General features: G+C 34.9%; 14 protein-coding genes and 2 tRNA genes. 11 read left to right on the forward strand and 5 right to left on the reverse strand.

What is annotated here, in order from left to right; genetic code table 11:
• Positions 1 to 1,145: 1,145 nt before the first annotated feature.
• The 5 genes from ACHRV5_RS08735 (at position 1,146) to ACHRV5_RS08755 (ending at position 6,768) form a co-directional block, all read left to right on the forward strand.
• Positions 1,146 to 1,219 (forward strand) — tRNA-Asp (locus tag ACHRV5_RS08735).
• Positions 1,220 to 1,429: 210 nt separating this feature from the next.
• A complete protein-coding gene (locus ACHRV5_RS08740; RefSeq protein ID WP_047777711.1) occupies positions 1,430 to 2,254 on the forward strand; it encodes an AraC family transcriptional regulator in 825 nt (274 codons plus the stop codon).
• A gap of 553 nt (positions 2,255 to 2,807) precedes the next feature.
• Positions 2,808 to 4,118 carry a TolC family protein gene (locus ACHRV5_RS08745; RefSeq protein WP_395426485.1) on the forward strand — a complete coding sequence of 437 codons (1,311 nt, stop codon included), beginning with the start codon at positions 2,808 to 2,810 and terminating at the stop codon, positions 4,116 to 4,118.
• Positions 4,119 to 4,136: 18 nt separating this feature from the next.
• A complete protein-coding gene (locus ACHRV5_RS08750) occupies positions 4,137 to 5,183 on the forward strand; it encodes an HlyD family secretion protein (RefSeq protein ID WP_395426487.1) in 1,047 nt (348 codons plus the stop codon).
• A gap of 1 nt (position 5,184) precedes the next feature.
• On the forward strand, positions 5,185 to 6,768 hold the full coding sequence (locus ACHRV5_RS08755; protein ID WP_395426488.1) for an MFS transporter: 1,584 nt from the start codon (positions 5,185 to 5,187) through the stop codon (positions 6,766 to 6,768).
• 134 nt (positions 6,769 to 6,902) lie between these two features.
• Here ACHRV5_RS08755 and ACHRV5_RS08760 read toward each other — a convergent pair whose 3' ends face one another.
• Positions 6,903 to 7,670, reverse strand: coding sequence for a hypothetical protein (locus ACHRV5_RS08760; protein WP_395426489.1), 768 nt, complete (start codon positions 7,668 to 7,670; stop codon positions 6,903 to 6,905).
• A 350-nt stretch (positions 7,671 to 8,020) separates the two neighbouring features.
• Here ACHRV5_RS08760 and ACHRV5_RS08765 point away from each other — a divergent pair, with 350 nt between their 5' ends.
• Positions 8,021 to 8,242, forward strand: coding sequence for a hypothetical protein (locus tag ACHRV5_RS08765; RefSeq protein ID WP_395426490.1), 222 nt, complete (start codon positions 8,021 to 8,023; stop codon positions 8,240 to 8,242).
• Between the two features lie 366 nt (positions 8,243 to 8,608).
• Here the strand turns inward: ACHRV5_RS08765 and ACHRV5_RS08770 are convergent, their stop codons facing one another.
• The 3 genes from ACHRV5_RS08770 to ACHRV5_RS08780 all read right to left on the reverse strand — a co-directional run bounded on the left by ACHRV5_RS08770 (position 8,609) and on the right by ACHRV5_RS08780 (position 9,845).
• Positions 8,609 to 8,779 carry a hypothetical protein gene (locus tag ACHRV5_RS08770; protein ID WP_395426491.1) on the reverse strand — a complete coding sequence of 57 codons (171 nt, stop codon included), beginning with the start codon at positions 8,777 to 8,779 and terminating at the stop codon, positions 8,609 to 8,611.
• Positions 8,780 to 8,839: 60 nt separating this feature from the next.
• Positions 8,840 to 9,379, reverse strand: coding sequence for a DUF6934 family protein (locus ACHRV5_RS08775; RefSeq protein ID WP_047777721.1), 540 nt, complete (start codon positions 9,377 to 9,379; stop codon positions 8,840 to 8,842).
• A 384-nt stretch (positions 9,380 to 9,763) separates the two neighbouring features.
• A tRNA-Leu gene (locus ACHRV5_RS08780) sits at positions 9,764 to 9,845 on the reverse strand.
• A gap of 109 nt (positions 9,846 to 9,954) precedes the next feature.
• Here ACHRV5_RS08780 and ACHRV5_RS08785 point away from each other — a divergent pair.
• From ACHRV5_RS08785 to ACHRV5_RS08805, 5 genes are all read left to right on the forward strand, one after another.
• Positions 9,955 to 11,343 (forward strand): dipeptidase, encoded by a 1,389-nt coding sequence (locus tag ACHRV5_RS08785; RefSeq protein ID WP_395426492.1) that lies wholly within the window; start codon positions 9,955 to 9,957, stop codon positions 11,341 to 11,343.
• A 283-nt stretch (positions 11,344 to 11,626) separates the two neighbouring features.
• Positions 11,627 to 12,052 (forward strand): hypothetical protein, encoded by a 426-nt coding sequence (locus ACHRV5_RS08790; RefSeq protein ID WP_395426493.1) that lies wholly within the window; start codon positions 11,627 to 11,629, stop codon positions 12,050 to 12,052.
• An 11-nt stretch (positions 12,053 to 12,063) separates the two neighbouring features.
• On the forward strand, positions 12,064 to 13,023 hold the full coding sequence (locus ACHRV5_RS08795) for a DUF6624 domain-containing protein (RefSeq protein WP_395426495.1): 960 nt from the start codon (positions 12,064 to 12,066) through the stop codon (positions 13,021 to 13,023).
• A gap of 2 nt (positions 13,024 to 13,025) precedes the next feature.
• Positions 13,026 to 13,397 (forward strand): BlaI/MecI/CopY family transcriptional regulator, encoded by a 372-nt coding sequence (locus tag ACHRV5_RS08800; protein ID WP_205625362.1) that lies wholly within the window; start codon positions 13,026 to 13,028, stop codon positions 13,395 to 13,397.
• The gene (locus ACHRV5_RS08805; protein ID WP_395426496.1) at positions 13,394 to 14,869 is read left to right on the forward strand and encodes a M56 family metallopeptidase; all 1,476 of its coding nucleotides are present in this window, start codon (positions 13,394 to 13,396) and stop codon (positions 14,867 to 14,869) included. The genes ACHRV5_RS08800 and ACHRV5_RS08805 overlap by 4 nt, the downstream gene beginning before the upstream one ends.
• A gap of 87 nt (positions 14,870 to 14,956) precedes the next feature.
• On the opposite strand, the gene ACHRV5_RS08810 is transcribed toward ACHRV5_RS08805, so the two are convergent.
• Positions 14,957 to 16,321, reverse strand: a complete 1,365-nt coding sequence (locus ACHRV5_RS08810; protein ID WP_395426497.1) for a saccharopine dehydrogenase family protein — start codon at positions 16,319 to 16,321, stop codon at positions 14,957 to 14,959.
• Positions 16,322 to 16,470 lie beyond the last annotated feature (149 nt).

Raw genomic sequence — 16,470 nt, forward strand, 5'->3', positions numbered from 1 at the left:
TAATTTTTTGCACGCAGATTTAGTTTATCTAAAAAAGACACACACACGGTTTGTCCTTTCGACGAAGGAGAAATCTCCGCAAGAAACTCCGTAAAAACAAGCTCAGCAAACGCAGATTTATTCCTTTGAAGTTTCTATTGCGTAATTTGGATTAAATGAACTTATATCACTTATATGGTGAAGAGAATAATTTGTTTTATAAATTCCAATCTTTTGAAATCCCAAATTCCAAAATTGTGTCGAAATTTTAACCGCTAGGTTCGCAAAGTTTAATTGTAGCAATATGAATCCTTTTAATTTTATGACTAATTTTTTGCACGCAGATTTAGTTTATCTAAAAAAGACACACACACGGTTTGTCCTTTCGACGAAGGAGAAATCTCCGCAAGAAACTCCGTAAAAACAAGCTCAGCAAACGCAGATTTATTCCTTTCAAGTTTCTATTGTGTAATTTGGATTAAATGAACTTACATCACTTATATGGTGAAGAGAATTATTTATCTTAGAAATTCCAATCTTTTAAAATTCCAAAACCCAATATTGTGTCGAAATTTTAACCGCTAGGTTCGCAAAGTTTAATTGTAGCAATATGAATCCTTTTAATTTTATGACTAATTTTTTGCACGCAGATTTAGTTTGTCTAAAAAAAAGACACACACACGGTTTGTCCTTTCGACGAAGGAGAAATCTCCGCAAGAAACTCCGCAAAAACAAGCTCAGCAAACGCAGATTTATTCCTTTCAAGTTTCTATTGCGTAATTTGGATTAAATGAACTTACATCACTTATATGGTGAAGAGAATTATTTGTTTCTATAAATCACAATCTTTTAAAATTCCAAAACCCAAAATTGTGCGGAAATCTTAACCGCCAGTTCCGCAAAGATTGCGCAAAGCACGCAAACAAGAAAATTTTCAAATGAACTTACATCACTTATATGGTAAAAAAAAACATTTACAGCGTAAAAAAGAAGACTTTTCATCCCCAAAATTGGAATTTGGGATTTTAAAAGATTGGGATTTTAATTTCAACGAATCTAATTATCAGGGTGTTCGAAAAATTAACATTTTTATTTGTTTAAAAAACGTGAAAAAGCTTGTGAAATCAGAACTTCTGTCGTAGTTTTGCACCCACAATAACGCAGTTGGTTTGGTAGTTCAGTTGGTTAGAATACATGCCTGTCACGCATGGGGTCGCGGGTTCGAGTCCCGTCCAGACCGCAATATTGGAAGAAGCCTTTCTTAACGGAAAGGCTTTTTTATTTTTAGTACTTTCGATCGTCTCATTTTCTTCCTTATATTTAATAGGTAATAAATTAAACTGCAAAAAGCGTTTGGATTTAAACAAGTTTGTAAAGCTGTAATGGTTGTATTTTGTGAACCTTGCAATTTTTCCTTTGTGCTTCTTGCGGTTGAAATCTTTATTTTTCGATGGAACAAACAAATCATAAAGTAGATAAGTATTACATCAAAAAAGTAGATGCCGATCAAAAAAGCATTTACTGTCATCATGATGTAATGGGCGAATTATTTGTTCCGACGCATAAACATGACAAAGCACAGTTGCTTTATGCCGAAGGTGATGTGGTGTTTGTTACTACCGAAACCAAAACCTATTTTTTACCCGCACGACATTTTATATGGATTCCGGGTGGAGTAGAGCACAGCATTCATCCAAAATCTGAAAATGTGATGATGCGAAATTTATATTTCCCTGTTGAAAAGAACGAAAATGATTTTTATCAAAATGAAGGAATCTATCCCGTAAATAATCTGCTGCTTCAAATGATGCTTTTTACGAATCAATGGAACGGTGATCTTAAGGATGGAAGTCCAAATTTTGTAATTGCCAAAGCGATAAAAGCGATTCTTCCTCAAATCTGTCTGATTAATTTACCTTTAGAATTGCCTTTGCCTAAAGACCCGCGATTGGGTAAAATTCTGCGACACATAGAAAACAATCTGGGAGAAACCATTTTGTTTGCTGAGGTTGCGCACGAATTTGGGTATAGCGAACGCTCTTTGTATCGCTTGTTTCAAAAGGATCTTAAGATGTCATTCATTCAATATTATACAATCAGGAGAATCTTAAAAGCAATTGAGCTTTTATTAGAAAGAAAGCTTTCTGTAAAAGAAGTGGCTCAGGAAGTGGGCTATAATAGTGTTCCCACGTTTAGCAATACTTTTTTTAAGATTTTAGGACAACGCCCGTCCGATTATCTGGGGGGTGAGGAGATTTTGGTACGAACTAGGTAGGGAATGTTTCATGCGGATTTAGCAGATTGGGCGGATTTTTATTGTTTCGATGAAGGGAGAAATCGCATCCAGTATTTGGAAGAGGAAGAATTCTGGTTGGTTACTAATATATCACACCGGAAAGTTCCGCCTTTAGTAAGATTAAAAAAAATCTGCTAAATCTGCGAGAGAAGTTTCACGCAGATTTAGCAGATTGGGCGGATTTTTATTGTTTCGACGAAGGAGAAATCGCATTTGAATATTTGGAAGAGGAAGAATCCTGGTTGGTTACTAACATCTCAGACCGCAAAGTTCCGCCTTTAGTAAGATTAAAAGGATCTGCTTAATCTGCCAAATCTGCGTGAGAGTTTAGCGCATTATTTTTCAATAGTTTAAAAACGGTTTCGCTTAAAATAAGAATTTTTGGAAATGTCCGAAATGAATATGTTATTGACTTTTTAGAAGTATCAGTCATTAAAAAAATGCAGGAACTTTGCACCATAATTTATTTTATGTATTCATGTTCCTTATAAAACCGATTTCCACACCGGAAAAATCCCTTAAAAGATTGACTTTGTTTCTTTTTTTTATAGGATTTACCACTTCATACGCTCAGCAGGTTGCTACGATTTCATTAAAAGAAGCAATTAAAATAGCCAGAGAGCACAACAGAAATATTCTCAAATCCAATCTTGAAGTTACGCTTTCAGAAGAAAATATTAAAGAAAACAAAGAACTTCGTTTACCTGAAGTTGAATTGAACGGAATGTATTCCCGAATCACCAATTTAACAGAATTCAAAGGGGGATTCCTGAAAGACAAAGAAGTTACCAATACAATTCCTGAAATCTATCAGGTTGGTACTGCGGTTAAAATGCCAATTTATGTTGGGAATAAAATCAACAATGCTATTAAGATTGCCAATCAGGAAAGTAAAATCGCCCTTATAAAAAAGGAGAAATCAGAAAATGATATTCAATTAGAAGTCATTGGAACCTATTTGGGGATTTACAAAATGATGCAACTTCAGAAAATCATTGAAGAGAATATCAAAGAAGAATACAACCGACTCAAAGAAGTTCAATCGCTGCAAAAACACGGTACGGTAACTAAAAACGAAGTGATTCGCGCTGAGTTGCAACTCTCGGATCGGGAATTGAATGCGCTGACAAATTCTAAAAATATCAAAATTGCACTTCATGATTTCAAAACGCTGCTTCAAGTATCCGAAGAGCAGGAAATCGCTATTGATACAACGGCGGATATTGATGAAATGAACAGTATTGATCCGTATGACTCTTATATGACTCATGCTTTGCAAAACGAAGAAATGAGGATTTCCAGTCAGGAACTTGCAGTCAAAAAAACAGAATTGAATTTGGTAAAAGGGAATTATTACCCAAGTATTCATTTCTTTGGAAATTACAGTTTAAACTATCCGAATTATAAGTTCTTCCCGCCAGATCCGTATCTGTATTCATTGGGACAGGTTGGTATCGCAGCCAGTTTTGATCTTTCGGGGCTGTATAAAAACAGAACCAAAGTAGAGATCGCGAATACCAAAATTCAGTGGCAGGTCCTGCAATCCGAAATTGTAAAAGACAAGGTAAAAGACGAATTGTATAGAAACCATACCCAATATCAGGAAATCCTCGAAAGATTTAAAGTGGTCGATAAGGCTTTGGAACTGGCTAATGAGAATTACCGAATTGTAAAACTGAAATACTTCAATCAGTTGGTTTTGGTGACCGAAATGGTCGATGCAGATAATGCTTTATTACAAGCTAAATTCAATAAAATTTCAACCCGTATTGACGCGGCAATGAAACATTACGAATTGTTGCGCACGGCAGGAATGCTAAAAGAAGAGTTTAAAATTCAATAAAAATTAGGAATAGAATTTATGGCAAATAAAGGAAAAAAGACCGGTGCGTTTTTTCATGTTTTTGTAAAATTAGTAGCAATTGTGCTTATTGTGAGCGGAATTAGTTTGGGAATTTGGTTTTATGTTTTTACTAAAAGCCACGAAGAAACCAACGATGCACAAATAGAGCAATATGTTACCCCGATTATGTCCCGAATTACAGGTTATGTTCAGGAAGTTCGTTACGAAGAAAATCAGTTGGTACATAAAGGCGATACGCTGGTTGTGGTAGATAACAGAGAATATAAATCAAAGTTGGATGTGGCTTTGGCCGATGTTCAAAATGCGAAACAAAATAGTGTTGTTGCCGAAAAAAATGTGAAAACAACATCTGGGACTTCGGCGATTAGTGAATCGCAATTATTGGCTGCGAAAACCGATTTATGGAAGGCAAAATCAGAGTACGATCGATACAGAGCTTTGGTAAAAGAAGAAGCGGCAACGCAACAACAATTAGAAAAAGTGAAAGCAGATTACGAATTGGCTCAGGCGCATTGTCAGGAGATCAAAAACCGAATTCAATTGGCAAGTTTAAGTACTTCTCAGGCAGCGGCAAATGTTCCTACTGCGACAACTGTGATTCATTCGAAGCAAGCAATCGCAGACAATGCGGCTTTGTATTTGTCTTATACGGTTGTTACTGCGCCTTATGACGGTTGGGTTGGAAAAAGAACAATTCAGCCCGGACAACTGATTAAAGAAGGGCAATCGTTGGTTGCGATTGTGAGTAAAGAAAAATGGGTGACAGCAAATTTTAAAGAAACACAACTGCAATACTTAAAAGTAGGACAGCAAGTCACTGTTAAAGCAGATGCGGTAAAAGGAAGAGATTTTGTTGGGGTGATTACCTCGTTGTCACCTGCAAGTGGCGCGCGATTTTCATTATTGCCACCGGATAACGCTACCGGAAATTTTGTGAAAATTGAACAAAGAATTCCAGTAAAAATAAAACTTCAGGAGAACGATGCGCAAACAGATTTTCTAAGAGCCGGAATGAATACAACCGTTATTGCTCAACACGATTAAAATGAATGACCAAGACATTTTTAAATCCTGGGTTCCCAATTGGGCAATTGTAATTATTCTGTTTGTTTGTTTACTGCATTCAATGATTTTGCTTGGAGTGTATACTTCAAACGTAACCTATGCGGCAAGTTTTCTGGATATTGAACCCGAAGATTTGCAGTTCGCAATGTGTGTGACCTACGGAACCTTGCTGGCAACAATTTTGATTGAAGCCCGATTTTCCAGTTTTTTTCCGACCAAAAACTACCTTATGGCGGTTTATTCCTTGGTGGGAATTACGATAGTTTCGTCAGCATACGTTACTAATTTTACTGTTTTTTTGCTACTCAGGGTCTTCGAAGGAATTCTAATGGCGTTACCCGTAATTACTATTAGACAATTGTTGATAGGACGTTTTAATTCTAAAAATGCAATTGTAATTGGATTCTCCTTTTATTATGGAGCGTTATTATTGTCTACGCCATTTATTATGAATATTGCCGTTTGGTTTCTGGATCATTACGACTGGAAATACATGTTGTACGTTTCGGGAATGCTGCAAGTTTTGAATGTCTTTTTGATTTGGATTACGTTTAAAGGTCATCGGATCACAAAGAAAATTCCGCTATATCAGATCGATTGGATAAGTTATGTTTTGGTGTTGACAGCAATTCTCACAGGAGCTTATTTTTTTGTGTATGCGGAGAAAAAATACTGGTTTGAATCGTCTCAAATGATTCTTATGTTGATGATTGCTTTGATTACGGCGGGTTTGTTTGTTTTTAAAGAGCTTTCGGTAAAACGACCGAGTTTTAACTTCGAAGTTTTTAAATATGCCAATCTTCGAATCGGATTTTTATTGTTTTTCCTTTTTTATATCAGCAGAGCAACGCTTAGTCTTTGTCATGCTGCTATGTTCCAGATTTGGAATTGGGATCCGTCCCGCGTGGCCGGAGTGCAATACATTAACGGACTGGGAAATGTAATCGGATTAATTCTGGCGGCTTTCTTTTTGATAAAATCAATATCCACAAAGTATATTTTTTTAATCGGTTTTTCGCTTATAGCCTTGTTTCATTTTTGGTTCACGTTTCTTTTTGTGCCCGACGTTGCTTTGAGTGATATTATAATTCCGTATGTTTTGCAAGGAATCGGAGTTGGACTTTTGTTTGTGCCTTTGATTTTGTTCACAACATCATCAGTGCCGCCTAAAATGGCTGCGTCATCAGGAATTATTGGGGTTTCAGGACGTTTCTGGGGTAGTACCATTGGTTTTTGTATTATGCAGAATGCGATGGCATTTTTAAGCAAAAAACACTTCTTGAAATTAAGTCAGTTTGTAACCGATAATAGCACCGAAACACAGGAGGTAATTGCCAAAACAACACAGAGTTTTATAGCAAAAGGATATACGGCAGAAAATGCCAATACATTAGCTATAAAAAAGATTTTTGGTACTGTAGCTAAACAATCGACTTTACTGGCAGATATGGAAATTTATACGATTGTGGGTTATGGTTTGTTGGTTTTGATCGTTTTGATTGCGTTCAATCAGCATCTGAAACAGACCGTGAATTTGGTTAAGAGTAAGGTTTGGATCGGATAGGGTTGGGAATTCCAAATTCCAAGATCAGAAGAATGATGAGCGTCTAAGTTGATTAAGTATTTATAGATTATTAATTTGTTTTTTCGGTGTTAGACTTGTGTTTGGGTTACAATAGCTGTGATAGAATGTTATTGTTATTTCTTCCAGCTAATTCTGTAGTAATACCCAATTTCAGGATTCAGTAAATGATATTCGTAACTTTTGGTGGTGCTGTCAAAGGAAATTTCTTTTATTTTTTCGAAAGAAGCATTTATTGCGGAGGTTATTTTTCTTTTTTCTAAAATTGCATTTTTCGAAAATTCTAAAGGTTTGTTTTTGAGGATTATTCTATAATGTATAATGTCAACTTCACTGGTTATTCTTGTCTCAACGTGTGGTAATGAAACTTTGTCTACATCATCCAGTATGGCTTTAAAATGTAGTACACAACTTTGATTATAGTATATTGGTTTTTTAAACTTTAATAAGGCTCTGTCGTACTTTGTTGGGTCGTGTTCATCTACAATGTTGATGACTTCTTGTAGGTCAGATGTTATTTTTGGTAAATGAGTGCCTGTCCATTTAAAATTGTAATCCATTTCAGTGAGCACAGGTTTTTTTACTTGTATTAGTTTGTAGGTTTCGTATGTTATACAATTTCCGTCAAGTGTTTCGTATTTAATAAATGTAGATCTATTCTCGTGGTCAGTCTGTTTTATATCTAAGACTTTGTAAAGTGTGTAGATGAGATAGATTGTAAAAGTTAAAAGCATTAAGCAGAAGAATGCCAATGCAATGAATATTGCCAGTTTGTTGGCAATAAATAAAAAAACAAGCCCTAATATTGATGCCAAAGAAGCAAAAAAGGCAAATTTTCCTGAAAAAATACTACAGATAGTTGTAGTGAAGTTTTTATAACTCATAAATGCAGTTTCTTACAAAACTACAGTTTTTTCTTATATTTAAGCGTCTCCTCCCATGATATTCAGATAATTAATTATTTGATACAAATATAAGATAAATTTGATTTCTAAAGTTTTTTCTTTCTGATTTTCTATTTTTTAACGTTTTGTTGGGGTGTTGTCATGGTGTACTTAGTTTTTTTAAAGAGTTAGATGTGCTTCTGTGTAGTTGAAAGTTTTAGAGGTCAATGATCTTAAAGATGTTTTATACGAAAAAGTAAAATAGAGTTAGACACATATATGTACCCAATTGAAAAATAAATCTTGTGAATTTTGGCGTCTAGATATTATTCAAACTAAAATTTAAAATTATGATTACAAGTAACCTTTCAGAAGTCGAGACCAGACTAACAGATTTTTTTACAAACAAAATAGATCCGAAAGATATGGCAAAGACCATACGACGATTTAAGTATTTAATTGCTTTGAGCGTATTGGAGGAAAGTGAAGTCTTTCCATTTGAAAAAACCAATCTTAAGGACGATTTTTATTGGCTTAATGAATTGACAGAAGTTTTAGATCCTTATTTATAGATTGAGTAAAGTAACAGAGGTTTTACACACCGTGTCATTTCGACGAAGGAGAAATCACACAAGGAATTCCGTATAGTAAGTCGCCAATCTTTGTCGAGTTGCGAACGTGATTTCTCGTTCCTTATATAAAATCATTTCCTCGGTTTTCCAGAAGTAAATCTGACAGGTTTTTGAAACCTGTCAGATTTATTCTTAGAGTATTTTAAAGTATTGGAAGTTTACGAAAAACCAAAACCTGCATAAAACAAAAAAGCTTCTGATTTCTCAGAAGCTTTTTCAGTGCGGATAATTGTCTATGGTAAAACATAAAAAAGTCGATTTAGCTCTCTAAATCGACTTTTTTCTATTTCACTTTGATTGTTTGTATTAAATAGGTAGCGACTTTAAATCGGTTAAGTTTTTCTTTGCTAATTCTATTTTATCCGTAAACAATTCTTTTCCTTTAAGAGTGTTGGCAGTTTCAGTAATTTTTTCTTTAGTTGCAGCAGATGCAACAATAACTTTAGAAGCTTTTAAGGTTGTTTTAATTGTTTTCATGATTGTTTAGTTATTAGTATTTGGTTAAAAAAGAGCACTTTAACTACAGGTAAAATTAGATTATTTTTTCTTATAAACCAAAATGTCGTCGTAATCTTGGTTTGGAATATATTGTACAAATAGGTTTTCTTTGGTTTTGTTACGTCCAAAAAAAGTAAAACTTTCAGAGAGTTCATCGAAATTTTTGTCTACATAGTATCGATATGTTTTTATTCTTCTTTGATGATTTTTGCATTTATCTGTACATTTTTTTGTGCACTTCGGAAGACAATCATTTATAAAATTCTCATGACTGTCACTACCACTTACTATAATTACTGCGTCAGGATTAGTTTCGAAAAAACTTGGAATAGTACTTAAGACCGTATTAAATACAATATAGATATCTCCATTATTGCTATTAATATTGTCAATAATTGTACCCTTGTCTTCATCATAATCTCCGAATCCCAGATTATAAACAGTTTTTGAGTCTATAATAGTTACGGGCGAGTATTCAATTGCTTTAACAATAGTTTTTTCGCCAACACTGGCAAATAAATATCTAATTTTTATTTCAGCTTCAGTTCGTTCAGTGGCATATATTGGAAGAGTATTCAAAGTGTTTAAACCTTTTAAAATGAGTTTTATATAATGGCATAAAGATAGATAGTTCTATTTTTAAAAACATTTTTTACTTGTTAATTTATTTTAAATTCTTACATTTTTAGCAAATAGAAGTAGTCGGTTTTGAATATAGTTGTTTGGTTAAATGAATTGGCAGAAGTTTTAGACCCTTATTTAGAGTTTGAGTAAGATAAACGAGGTCTTAAGTGCCGTGTCATTTCTCCTTTGTCAAAAGGATAAACATTTTCGTGTTGATCCGTTAAATTTTGCGTCTTTGTGACTTTGCGAGATTTTTCGTGTTGATCCATTTTTAGGTTGGCGAAAAACCAAAACCTCCATAAAACAAAAAAGCTTCTGATTTCTCAGAAGCTTTTTCAGTGCGGATAATAGGACTCGAACCTACACGCCTTGCGGCACCAGATCCTAAGTCTGGCATGTCTACCAATTTCACCATATCCGCTCAATTGTGGGTGCAAAGATAGACATAACTTCGAATATTCAAAGCCTTTTTTCAAAAAAAAATAATCTTTTTTTTTTGCTACTTTTGAATTTCTATAAAAATCATTTAAATGGAAAATATTAAGGCTTACGTTCAACAACATAAGGATCGCTTTATCAATGAGTTGATCGAATTATTGAAAATTCCGTCGGTAAGTGCCGACACTGCATATTCGCAAGATGTTATCGATACGGCGGAAGCTGTTAAGGAAAGTTTAACAAAAGCAGGCTGTGATTTAGTCGAAATTTGCGACACTCCGGGTTATCCAATCATTTATGGGGAGAAAATAATCGACCCAAATCTGCCTACAGTTTTAGTGTACGGACATTATGATGTTCAACCACCGGATCCAATCGATTTATGGACATCTCCTCCTTTCGAACCGGTTATTAAAACTACCGAAATTCACCCTGAGGGAGCAATTTTCGCACGTGGAGCTTGTGATGACAAAGGTCAGATGTACATGCACGTAAAAGCGCTTGAATATATGGTACAAACCAATACCTTGCCTTGTAACGTAAAATTCATGATCGAAGGGGAAGAAGAAGTTGGTTCTAAAAGTTTAGGTTGGTTCGTAGAACGCAATCAGGAAAAGCTAAAAAACGATGTGATTCTGATTTCAGACACAGGAATGATTTCTAACCAACAACCATCTATTACTACAGGTTTACGTGGTTTGAGTTATGTAGAAGTTGAAGTTACGGGACCAAACCGTGATTTACACTCCGGATTGTATGGTGGAGCAGTAGCAAACCCAATTAACGTTTTGGCAAAAATGATTGCTTCACTTCATGATGAGAACAATCATATTACCATTCCGGGATTCTATGATAAAGTAGAAGAATTATCTCTTGAAGAAAGAGCCGAAATGGCAAAAGCGCCTTTCAGTTTAGAAAAATATAAAAAAGCATTAGACCTAAATGATGTTTATGGAGAAAAAGGATATGTAACGAATGAACGCAATTCAATTCGTCCGACTTTAGACGTAAACGGAATCTGGGGTGGTTACCAAGGTGAAGGAGCAAAAACGGTTATTGCAAGCAAAGCTTTCGCAAAAATCTCAATGCGTTTAGTTCCAAACCAGGATTGGGAAGAAATCACAGAACTTTTTGCTAAACATTTCACGAACATTGCTCCGGCTGGAGTTACTGTAAAAGTATCGCCGCATCACGGTGGTCAAGGATATGTTACGCCAATCGATAGTATTGGGTATAAAGCAGCAAATATGGCTTACACAGAAACTTTCGGAGTTCCTGCAATTCCGGTTCGCTCAGGAGGAAGTATTCCAATTGTAGCTTTGTTTGAAAAAGAACTAAAAAGCAAAACCATCTTAATGGGATTCGGATTGGATAGTGACGCAATTCACTCGCCAAACGAACATTTTGGAATTTTCAATTACTTGAAAGGAATCGAAACTATTCCATTGTTTTATAAGTATTTTGTAGAGCTGTCTAAGTAATTTTAGATTTCTACTCTTTGTCAAACTTAGATAAAGATAAATTCAATAGAATCCGTTCAGAAATGAGCGGATTTTTTTTGTTGCCTAACCTCAGTTTTGGAATTTGGAATTTGAGTTTTGGAATTTCATTTCGATGGCTTGCCGCAGCAAGAGTTTGTAGGGTCTTACTTAGATCTTAGAATCTCAGGAACTTAGCGCTTCAGTATCTTTTTCAAAAGAAAACTTGCACAATTAAATTTTATTTCTACATTTGTAGAGCAACATCTATAAATGTAGAGCAAAAATGAACAAGAAAACACTTTTTATATTATTCCTGTTTGCATTTCTCGGATGCAAAACCGCACCAATTAATCAGAAAATCGATAAAAAGAAGGAAGGGAAGTGGATGGATATTTATGTTCAGGATAATGTTGAATATAAGTCTATAGAATATTACAAGCATGATGAGCCTGTAAAAAAGTGGAAGACCTATATAAATGGAAAAATTTATAAAACGGAGAAATGCAAAAACGGAATCTGTGTAGTGAAAAACTACTATGAAAACGGAAAACTAGAGTTCAAAGGAAATACAAAATTGGAAATAACGGCTTTGCAATCACATTGGTTTTATTTTGGAGATTGGAAATTCTATTCGGATAAAGGAAAGTTAAAAGGGATTAAAAAGTACGAAAACGGAGAATTAGTATCAGAACAAAAAATTAATAAGTAAGTATTCAGTTTATGAAAAAAAGGTTTGTTTTTATTTTAGTTGTATTCAATAGTATTTTGCTTCAAGCGCAAACTTATAGCGATTTTGTTCGTAAAGGCGATTCGTGTTATGCTGGCGGGGCGTATAAAATTTCGGTAGGGTTTTATGAAAAAGCATTCAAAAAAGAAGCTGTAAAGTCTGCTCATTTGTATAACGGAGCCTGTTCTGCCGCATTGGCAAATGAGTCAAAAAGTGCCTTTAAATGGTTGAATTTGGCAATCGATAACGGTTACGAGAATTTAGGTCATTTAAAAAAGGACAGAGATTTAACGGTATTGCATTCACAAAAAGAATGGAAGGAGCTAATTGAGAAGTTTCAAAAGAAAATGGATGGTATTGAGGCGAATTATGATAAACCGTTACAGAAAGAGCTGCTTGCGATCTATGATGAAGATCAGGATATTCGAAAAGACTTTATGGTTGTTTATAAAGATAAAAAGTCTGACAAGAAAAAGATAGACAGTATTGGTACGATAATGATTTATAAAGATAGTCTGAATTTGATTAAAGTAGCAAAGATTCTGGACGAAAGAGGATGGGTAGGGAAGAACACGGTTGGTGAACAAGCGAATCAAACCTTGTTTTTGGTTATTCAGCACGCACCTTTGAAAACCCAACAAAAATACCTTCCGATGATGCGGGATGCGGTTAAAAAAGGAGATGCAAAAGCCGGCTCATTGGCTTTGCTTGAAGATCGTGTGGCTTTAAGAGAAGGAAGGAAACAAATTTACGGAAGTCAGACTTCAATGGACAGAACAACGAGAAAGCCTCATATTTCGCCAATGATTGATCCGGATAATGTAGATAAGAGACGTGCCGAAGTCGGGCTTGGGACTATGGCGGAATATGCACCAAAAGTCGGTCTCGTTTGGAATTTAGAAGCTTATAAAAAAGAATTACCTGAATTGGAAAAACTAGAAAATCTTAAATAATTATGCAACTATCAAACTCAGAAGAACAATTAATGGAGCATCTTTGGAAGCTCGAAAAAGCTTTCATGAAAGATTTGTTGGAAGCTTATCCGGAACCAAAACCGGCCACAACAACAGTAGCAACTTTGCTGAAGCGAATGATTGATAAAAAATTCATTGCTTATAATGAATTTGGAAATTCGAGAGAATACTACCCGTTGGTTAAAAAAACGGCTTATTTCTCGAAACATGTCAACGGTCTGATTAGTAATTTCTTTAATAATTCGGCCTCGCAATTTGCTTCGTTTTTTACGACAGAAACCGATTTATCGACTTCGGAATTGGAGGAGCTTAAGAAAATAATCGATTCACAAATTCAAAAGAAGAAAAAATGACAGCCTTTCTTATAAAATCGACGATCGCATTATGTGTGCTTCTGGGCGTATATTATTTGCTTTTGGAAAAAGAGAAATTTAATCAGTTTAACAGGTTTTTCTTGTTGGGGAGTCTTTTGATTTCGTTTGTTATTCCGTTTGTAACTATCGAGATAATAGGAGAAGTTTCGAATGTCGCGACCAATAGTGTTGCAGTTTCCGGACAACTGACAGCAGAAATAGTAGAAGAGAAAACGCCTGTTTACGAGATTATAGGTTGGCTTTTGTATGGAATAATTACAGCCGCTTTGTTTTTTCGATTTGTAAAAAACTTGTATAAATTAATTCAAAAGACAAATGCAGTTTCGGTATTAAAATATCAAAATGTAAGATTGGTTTTGTTGAAAGAACAAACACTGCCTTATACTTTTTTGAATACAATTTTTGTGAATGAAGAAGACTATCAAAATAAAAAAATTGAAAGTGAATTGTTTACCCATGAACTGATTCATGTAAATCAAAAACACTCTGTGGATGTTTTGTTGATTGAATTAATTAAAACGATTTTTTGGTTCAACCCTATTTTTATTTTCTACAAAAAAGCAATACAACTCAATCACGAATTTCTTGCTGATAGTAAAGTTGTCAAATCACATAACAATGTTTCGTTTTATCAGCATTTATTACTGTCTAAAGCGAACCAAAGTCCGATATATTACCTGGCCAGTAATTTGAACTATTCTATAACCAAAAAAAGATTAATTATGATGACAACTACAACATCAGTTTCAAGAGGATTGTTTAAAAAGACGCTTCTTTTGCCATTACTAACCGGGCTCGTGTATCTCTTGTGTGCTAAAACAGTGGCACAGGAAGTAAAAGCAAAAACAGCTTCAGGCAAAGAAACCACTAAAAAAGCAAGTCTTTTTGCTACTTATTATGATAATACAACTTTTAAAATTAAAGATGACAAAGGAGTAGTAGTAGCAGAGAAAAAATACAATGACCTTACTCTTGCAGAGAAGAAGGCGGTTCCGAATGTGCTTGCGGATTCGAAATTCCCGCCGAATAATGAGGAATTGGAGAAAAAGCTAGAAAAAGGAGGACCGGAATCTGTTGAAATTGATTTGTACGATCCAAAGAATCAAAAAGTAAAAAAAGAAGAAGGGACTGTTTATAAAACGTCTGATTTAACAGAAAATCCTGTTTATCCTGATGGGGTTGAAGCATTTTATAAATTTGTAGGTCAGAATTATAAAATGCCAACAACGCCGGCAGATGTAAAATTGAAGGGCAGGGTTTATGTCACTTTTGTGGTAGAAAAAGACGGGACTTTGGCTGATTTCAAACTGTTGAGAGATATTGGGTACGGAAGTGGAGAAGAAGCAATAAGAGTGCTTAAATTATGCCCAAAATGGATACCCGGAAAAGTTAATGGGGAGCCGGTAGCGGTAATGTACAGCTTGCCTATTACCGTTCAGGCGGCAGAGTAAGAATAAAAAAATCCGCTTCTTGAAAAAGAGAAGCGGATAAAATTAAAAACTAAAAAAAAAAATCTCGAAAAAAAAATAAACCAGAAACTAGAATAGGTCCGGGTTATATCCAAAATAAGGCATGGTTTGCTCGTTAAAAACGACACCATACTCTTCTAATTCTTTTAAAATTGGCAAATAAACTTCTTTGTTTATAGGAAGTTGTACGCCCGGTGTTGTGATTTTTCCATTCAAAATCAACAAGGTGGCCATAGCTACCGGCAGACCAACTGTTTTTGCCATAGCTGTATAAGTCTGATCGTCTCCAATACAAACCATTTTAGAGTCAATTTGTTTTTTCTCTCCATTAAGTTCGTATCCAAATTTGTGATACATTACAATCATATCTTTATCGTCAGGCTCTAAAGTCCAACTGTCAGAAAGTATTTTTTCTAAGATTTGGGCAGGAGTAGCATTGGGCAGGTTTATTTTTTTGTTCGGATTGAATAAATCCAATTCCAAAAGTTTGTCCCACATGATATCGTCCTGATCAATTTTTAAGATCAGTCGTGTTTTAATTTCAACAGAATCGGTTGGGTGATACGGCAAGAAAGAATTCACAAACTGACGGTAACTCATGTTTTCAGAATCTTCCATCACATAACTGTCATCCGTCATGCCCAGTTGTACAAACATATTCCAGGCTTTAGAAAAACCAACTCTTCTGATGGTTCCTCTGTACAAAGTCAGAATATCATCTAAACCGTAGATAGAGCGGTATTTTAGCGAATCACGGTTGGAGTAAGCTTCAAATTTTCCGTATTCCTCCACTTCCAGAAATTCAGTTCTTCTAAATAAATTACAATACGGAATATATTTATAAGTGCCTTCCTGTACAAATTTGGCGGCGCCACCCTGACCTGCTAAAACGACATTTCTTGGTGCCCAGGTAAATTTATAATTCCACAAATTATTGTCTGATTCGGGTGCTACCAGTCCGCCGCAAAAAGATTCAAAAAGCAGCATATTACCGCCTTTCAATCTGATTTCATCAATTACTTTCATGGCGCTCATGTGGTCGATTCCCGGATCAAGACCAATTTCGTTCATGAAAATTAAATTGTTCTTTTTTGCTTCTTCGTCCAAAGCCTGCATGGCATCGCTGATATAAGAAGCAGTAACAAGATGTTTTTTAAATTGAAGACAATCTTTTGCAATCTCAATATGCAAATGAGCCGGCAACATCGATATTACAATAGATGCCTTTTCTATTGCGGCTTTTCTTTCTGCAGTATTAAATATATCTAAAGCCATTGGAGTGGCATTCGGGTGTTTCTGCGTCTTCTTTTCGGCCAAAGCCAAAGATAAATCGGCTACAATAAGATGTAACTTTTCGCTTTCAGATTTTGCCAGTAAATAACGGATCAGGGAAGAGGCAGATCGACCGGCTCCAATAATTAAAATGCTTCTCATAATTTATATTTATAACACAAATATATTAAAATGTTATAAATATAACAATATAAAGAGTTGAAAAAAATCATTTATTTTTAATTTTAAGAGTAAAACAGCCGAATTCCTTTTATTGAAAAAGATTTTTAAAAAGTGAAAAGCTTTTCAGA

The sequence above is a fragment of the Flavobacterium sp. FlaQc-52 genome (genome assembly GCF_044007495.1).
Classification (GTDB): domain Bacteria; phylum Bacteroidota; class Bacteroidia; order Flavobacteriales; family Flavobacteriaceae; genus Flavobacterium; species Flavobacterium cupriresistens.

Coding starts and splice junctions, on each gene's coding strand:
- ACHRV5_RS08740 (WP_047777711.1), top strand. CDS start 1,430: ATGGAACAAACAAATCATAAAGTAGATAAGTATTACATCAAAAAAGTA.
- ACHRV5_RS08750 (WP_395426487.1), top strand. CDS start 4,137: ATGGCAAATAAAGGAAAAAAGACCGGTGCGTTTTTTCATGTTTTTGTA.
- ACHRV5_RS08755 (WP_395426488.1), top strand. CDS start 5,185: ATGAATGACCAAGACATTTTTAAATCCTGGGTTCCCAATTGGGCAATT.
- ACHRV5_RS08760 (WP_395426489.1), bottom strand. CDS start 7,670: ATGAGTTATAAAAACTTCACTACAACTATCTGTAGTATTTTTTCAGGA.
- ACHRV5_RS08765 (WP_395426490.1), top strand. CDS start 8,021: ATGATTACAAGTAACCTTTCAGAAGTCGAGACCAGACTAACAGATTTT.
- ACHRV5_RS08770 (WP_395426491.1), bottom strand. CDS start 8,779: ATGAAAACAATTAAAACAACCTTAAAAGCTTCTAAAGTTATTGTTGCA.
- ACHRV5_RS08785 (WP_395426492.1), top strand. CDS start 9,955: ATGGAAAATATTAAGGCTTACGTTCAACAACATAAGGATCGCTTTATC.
- ACHRV5_RS08790 (WP_395426493.1), top strand. CDS start 11,627: ATGAACAAGAAAACACTTTTTATATTATTCCTGTTTGCATTTCTCGGA.
- ACHRV5_RS08795 (WP_395426495.1), top strand. CDS start 12,064: ATGAAAAAAAGGTTTGTTTTTATTTTAGTTGTATTCAATAGTATTTTG.
- ACHRV5_RS08800 (WP_205625362.1), top strand. CDS start 13,026: ATGCAACTATCAAACTCAGAAGAACAATTAATGGAGCATCTTTGGAAG.
- ACHRV5_RS08805 (WP_395426496.1), top strand. CDS start 13,394: ATGACAGCCTTTCTTATAAAATCGACGATCGCATTATGTGTGCTTCTG.
- ACHRV5_RS08810 (WP_395426497.1), bottom strand. CDS start 16,321: ATGAGAAGCATTTTAATTATTGGAGCCGGTCGATCTGCCTCTTCCCTG.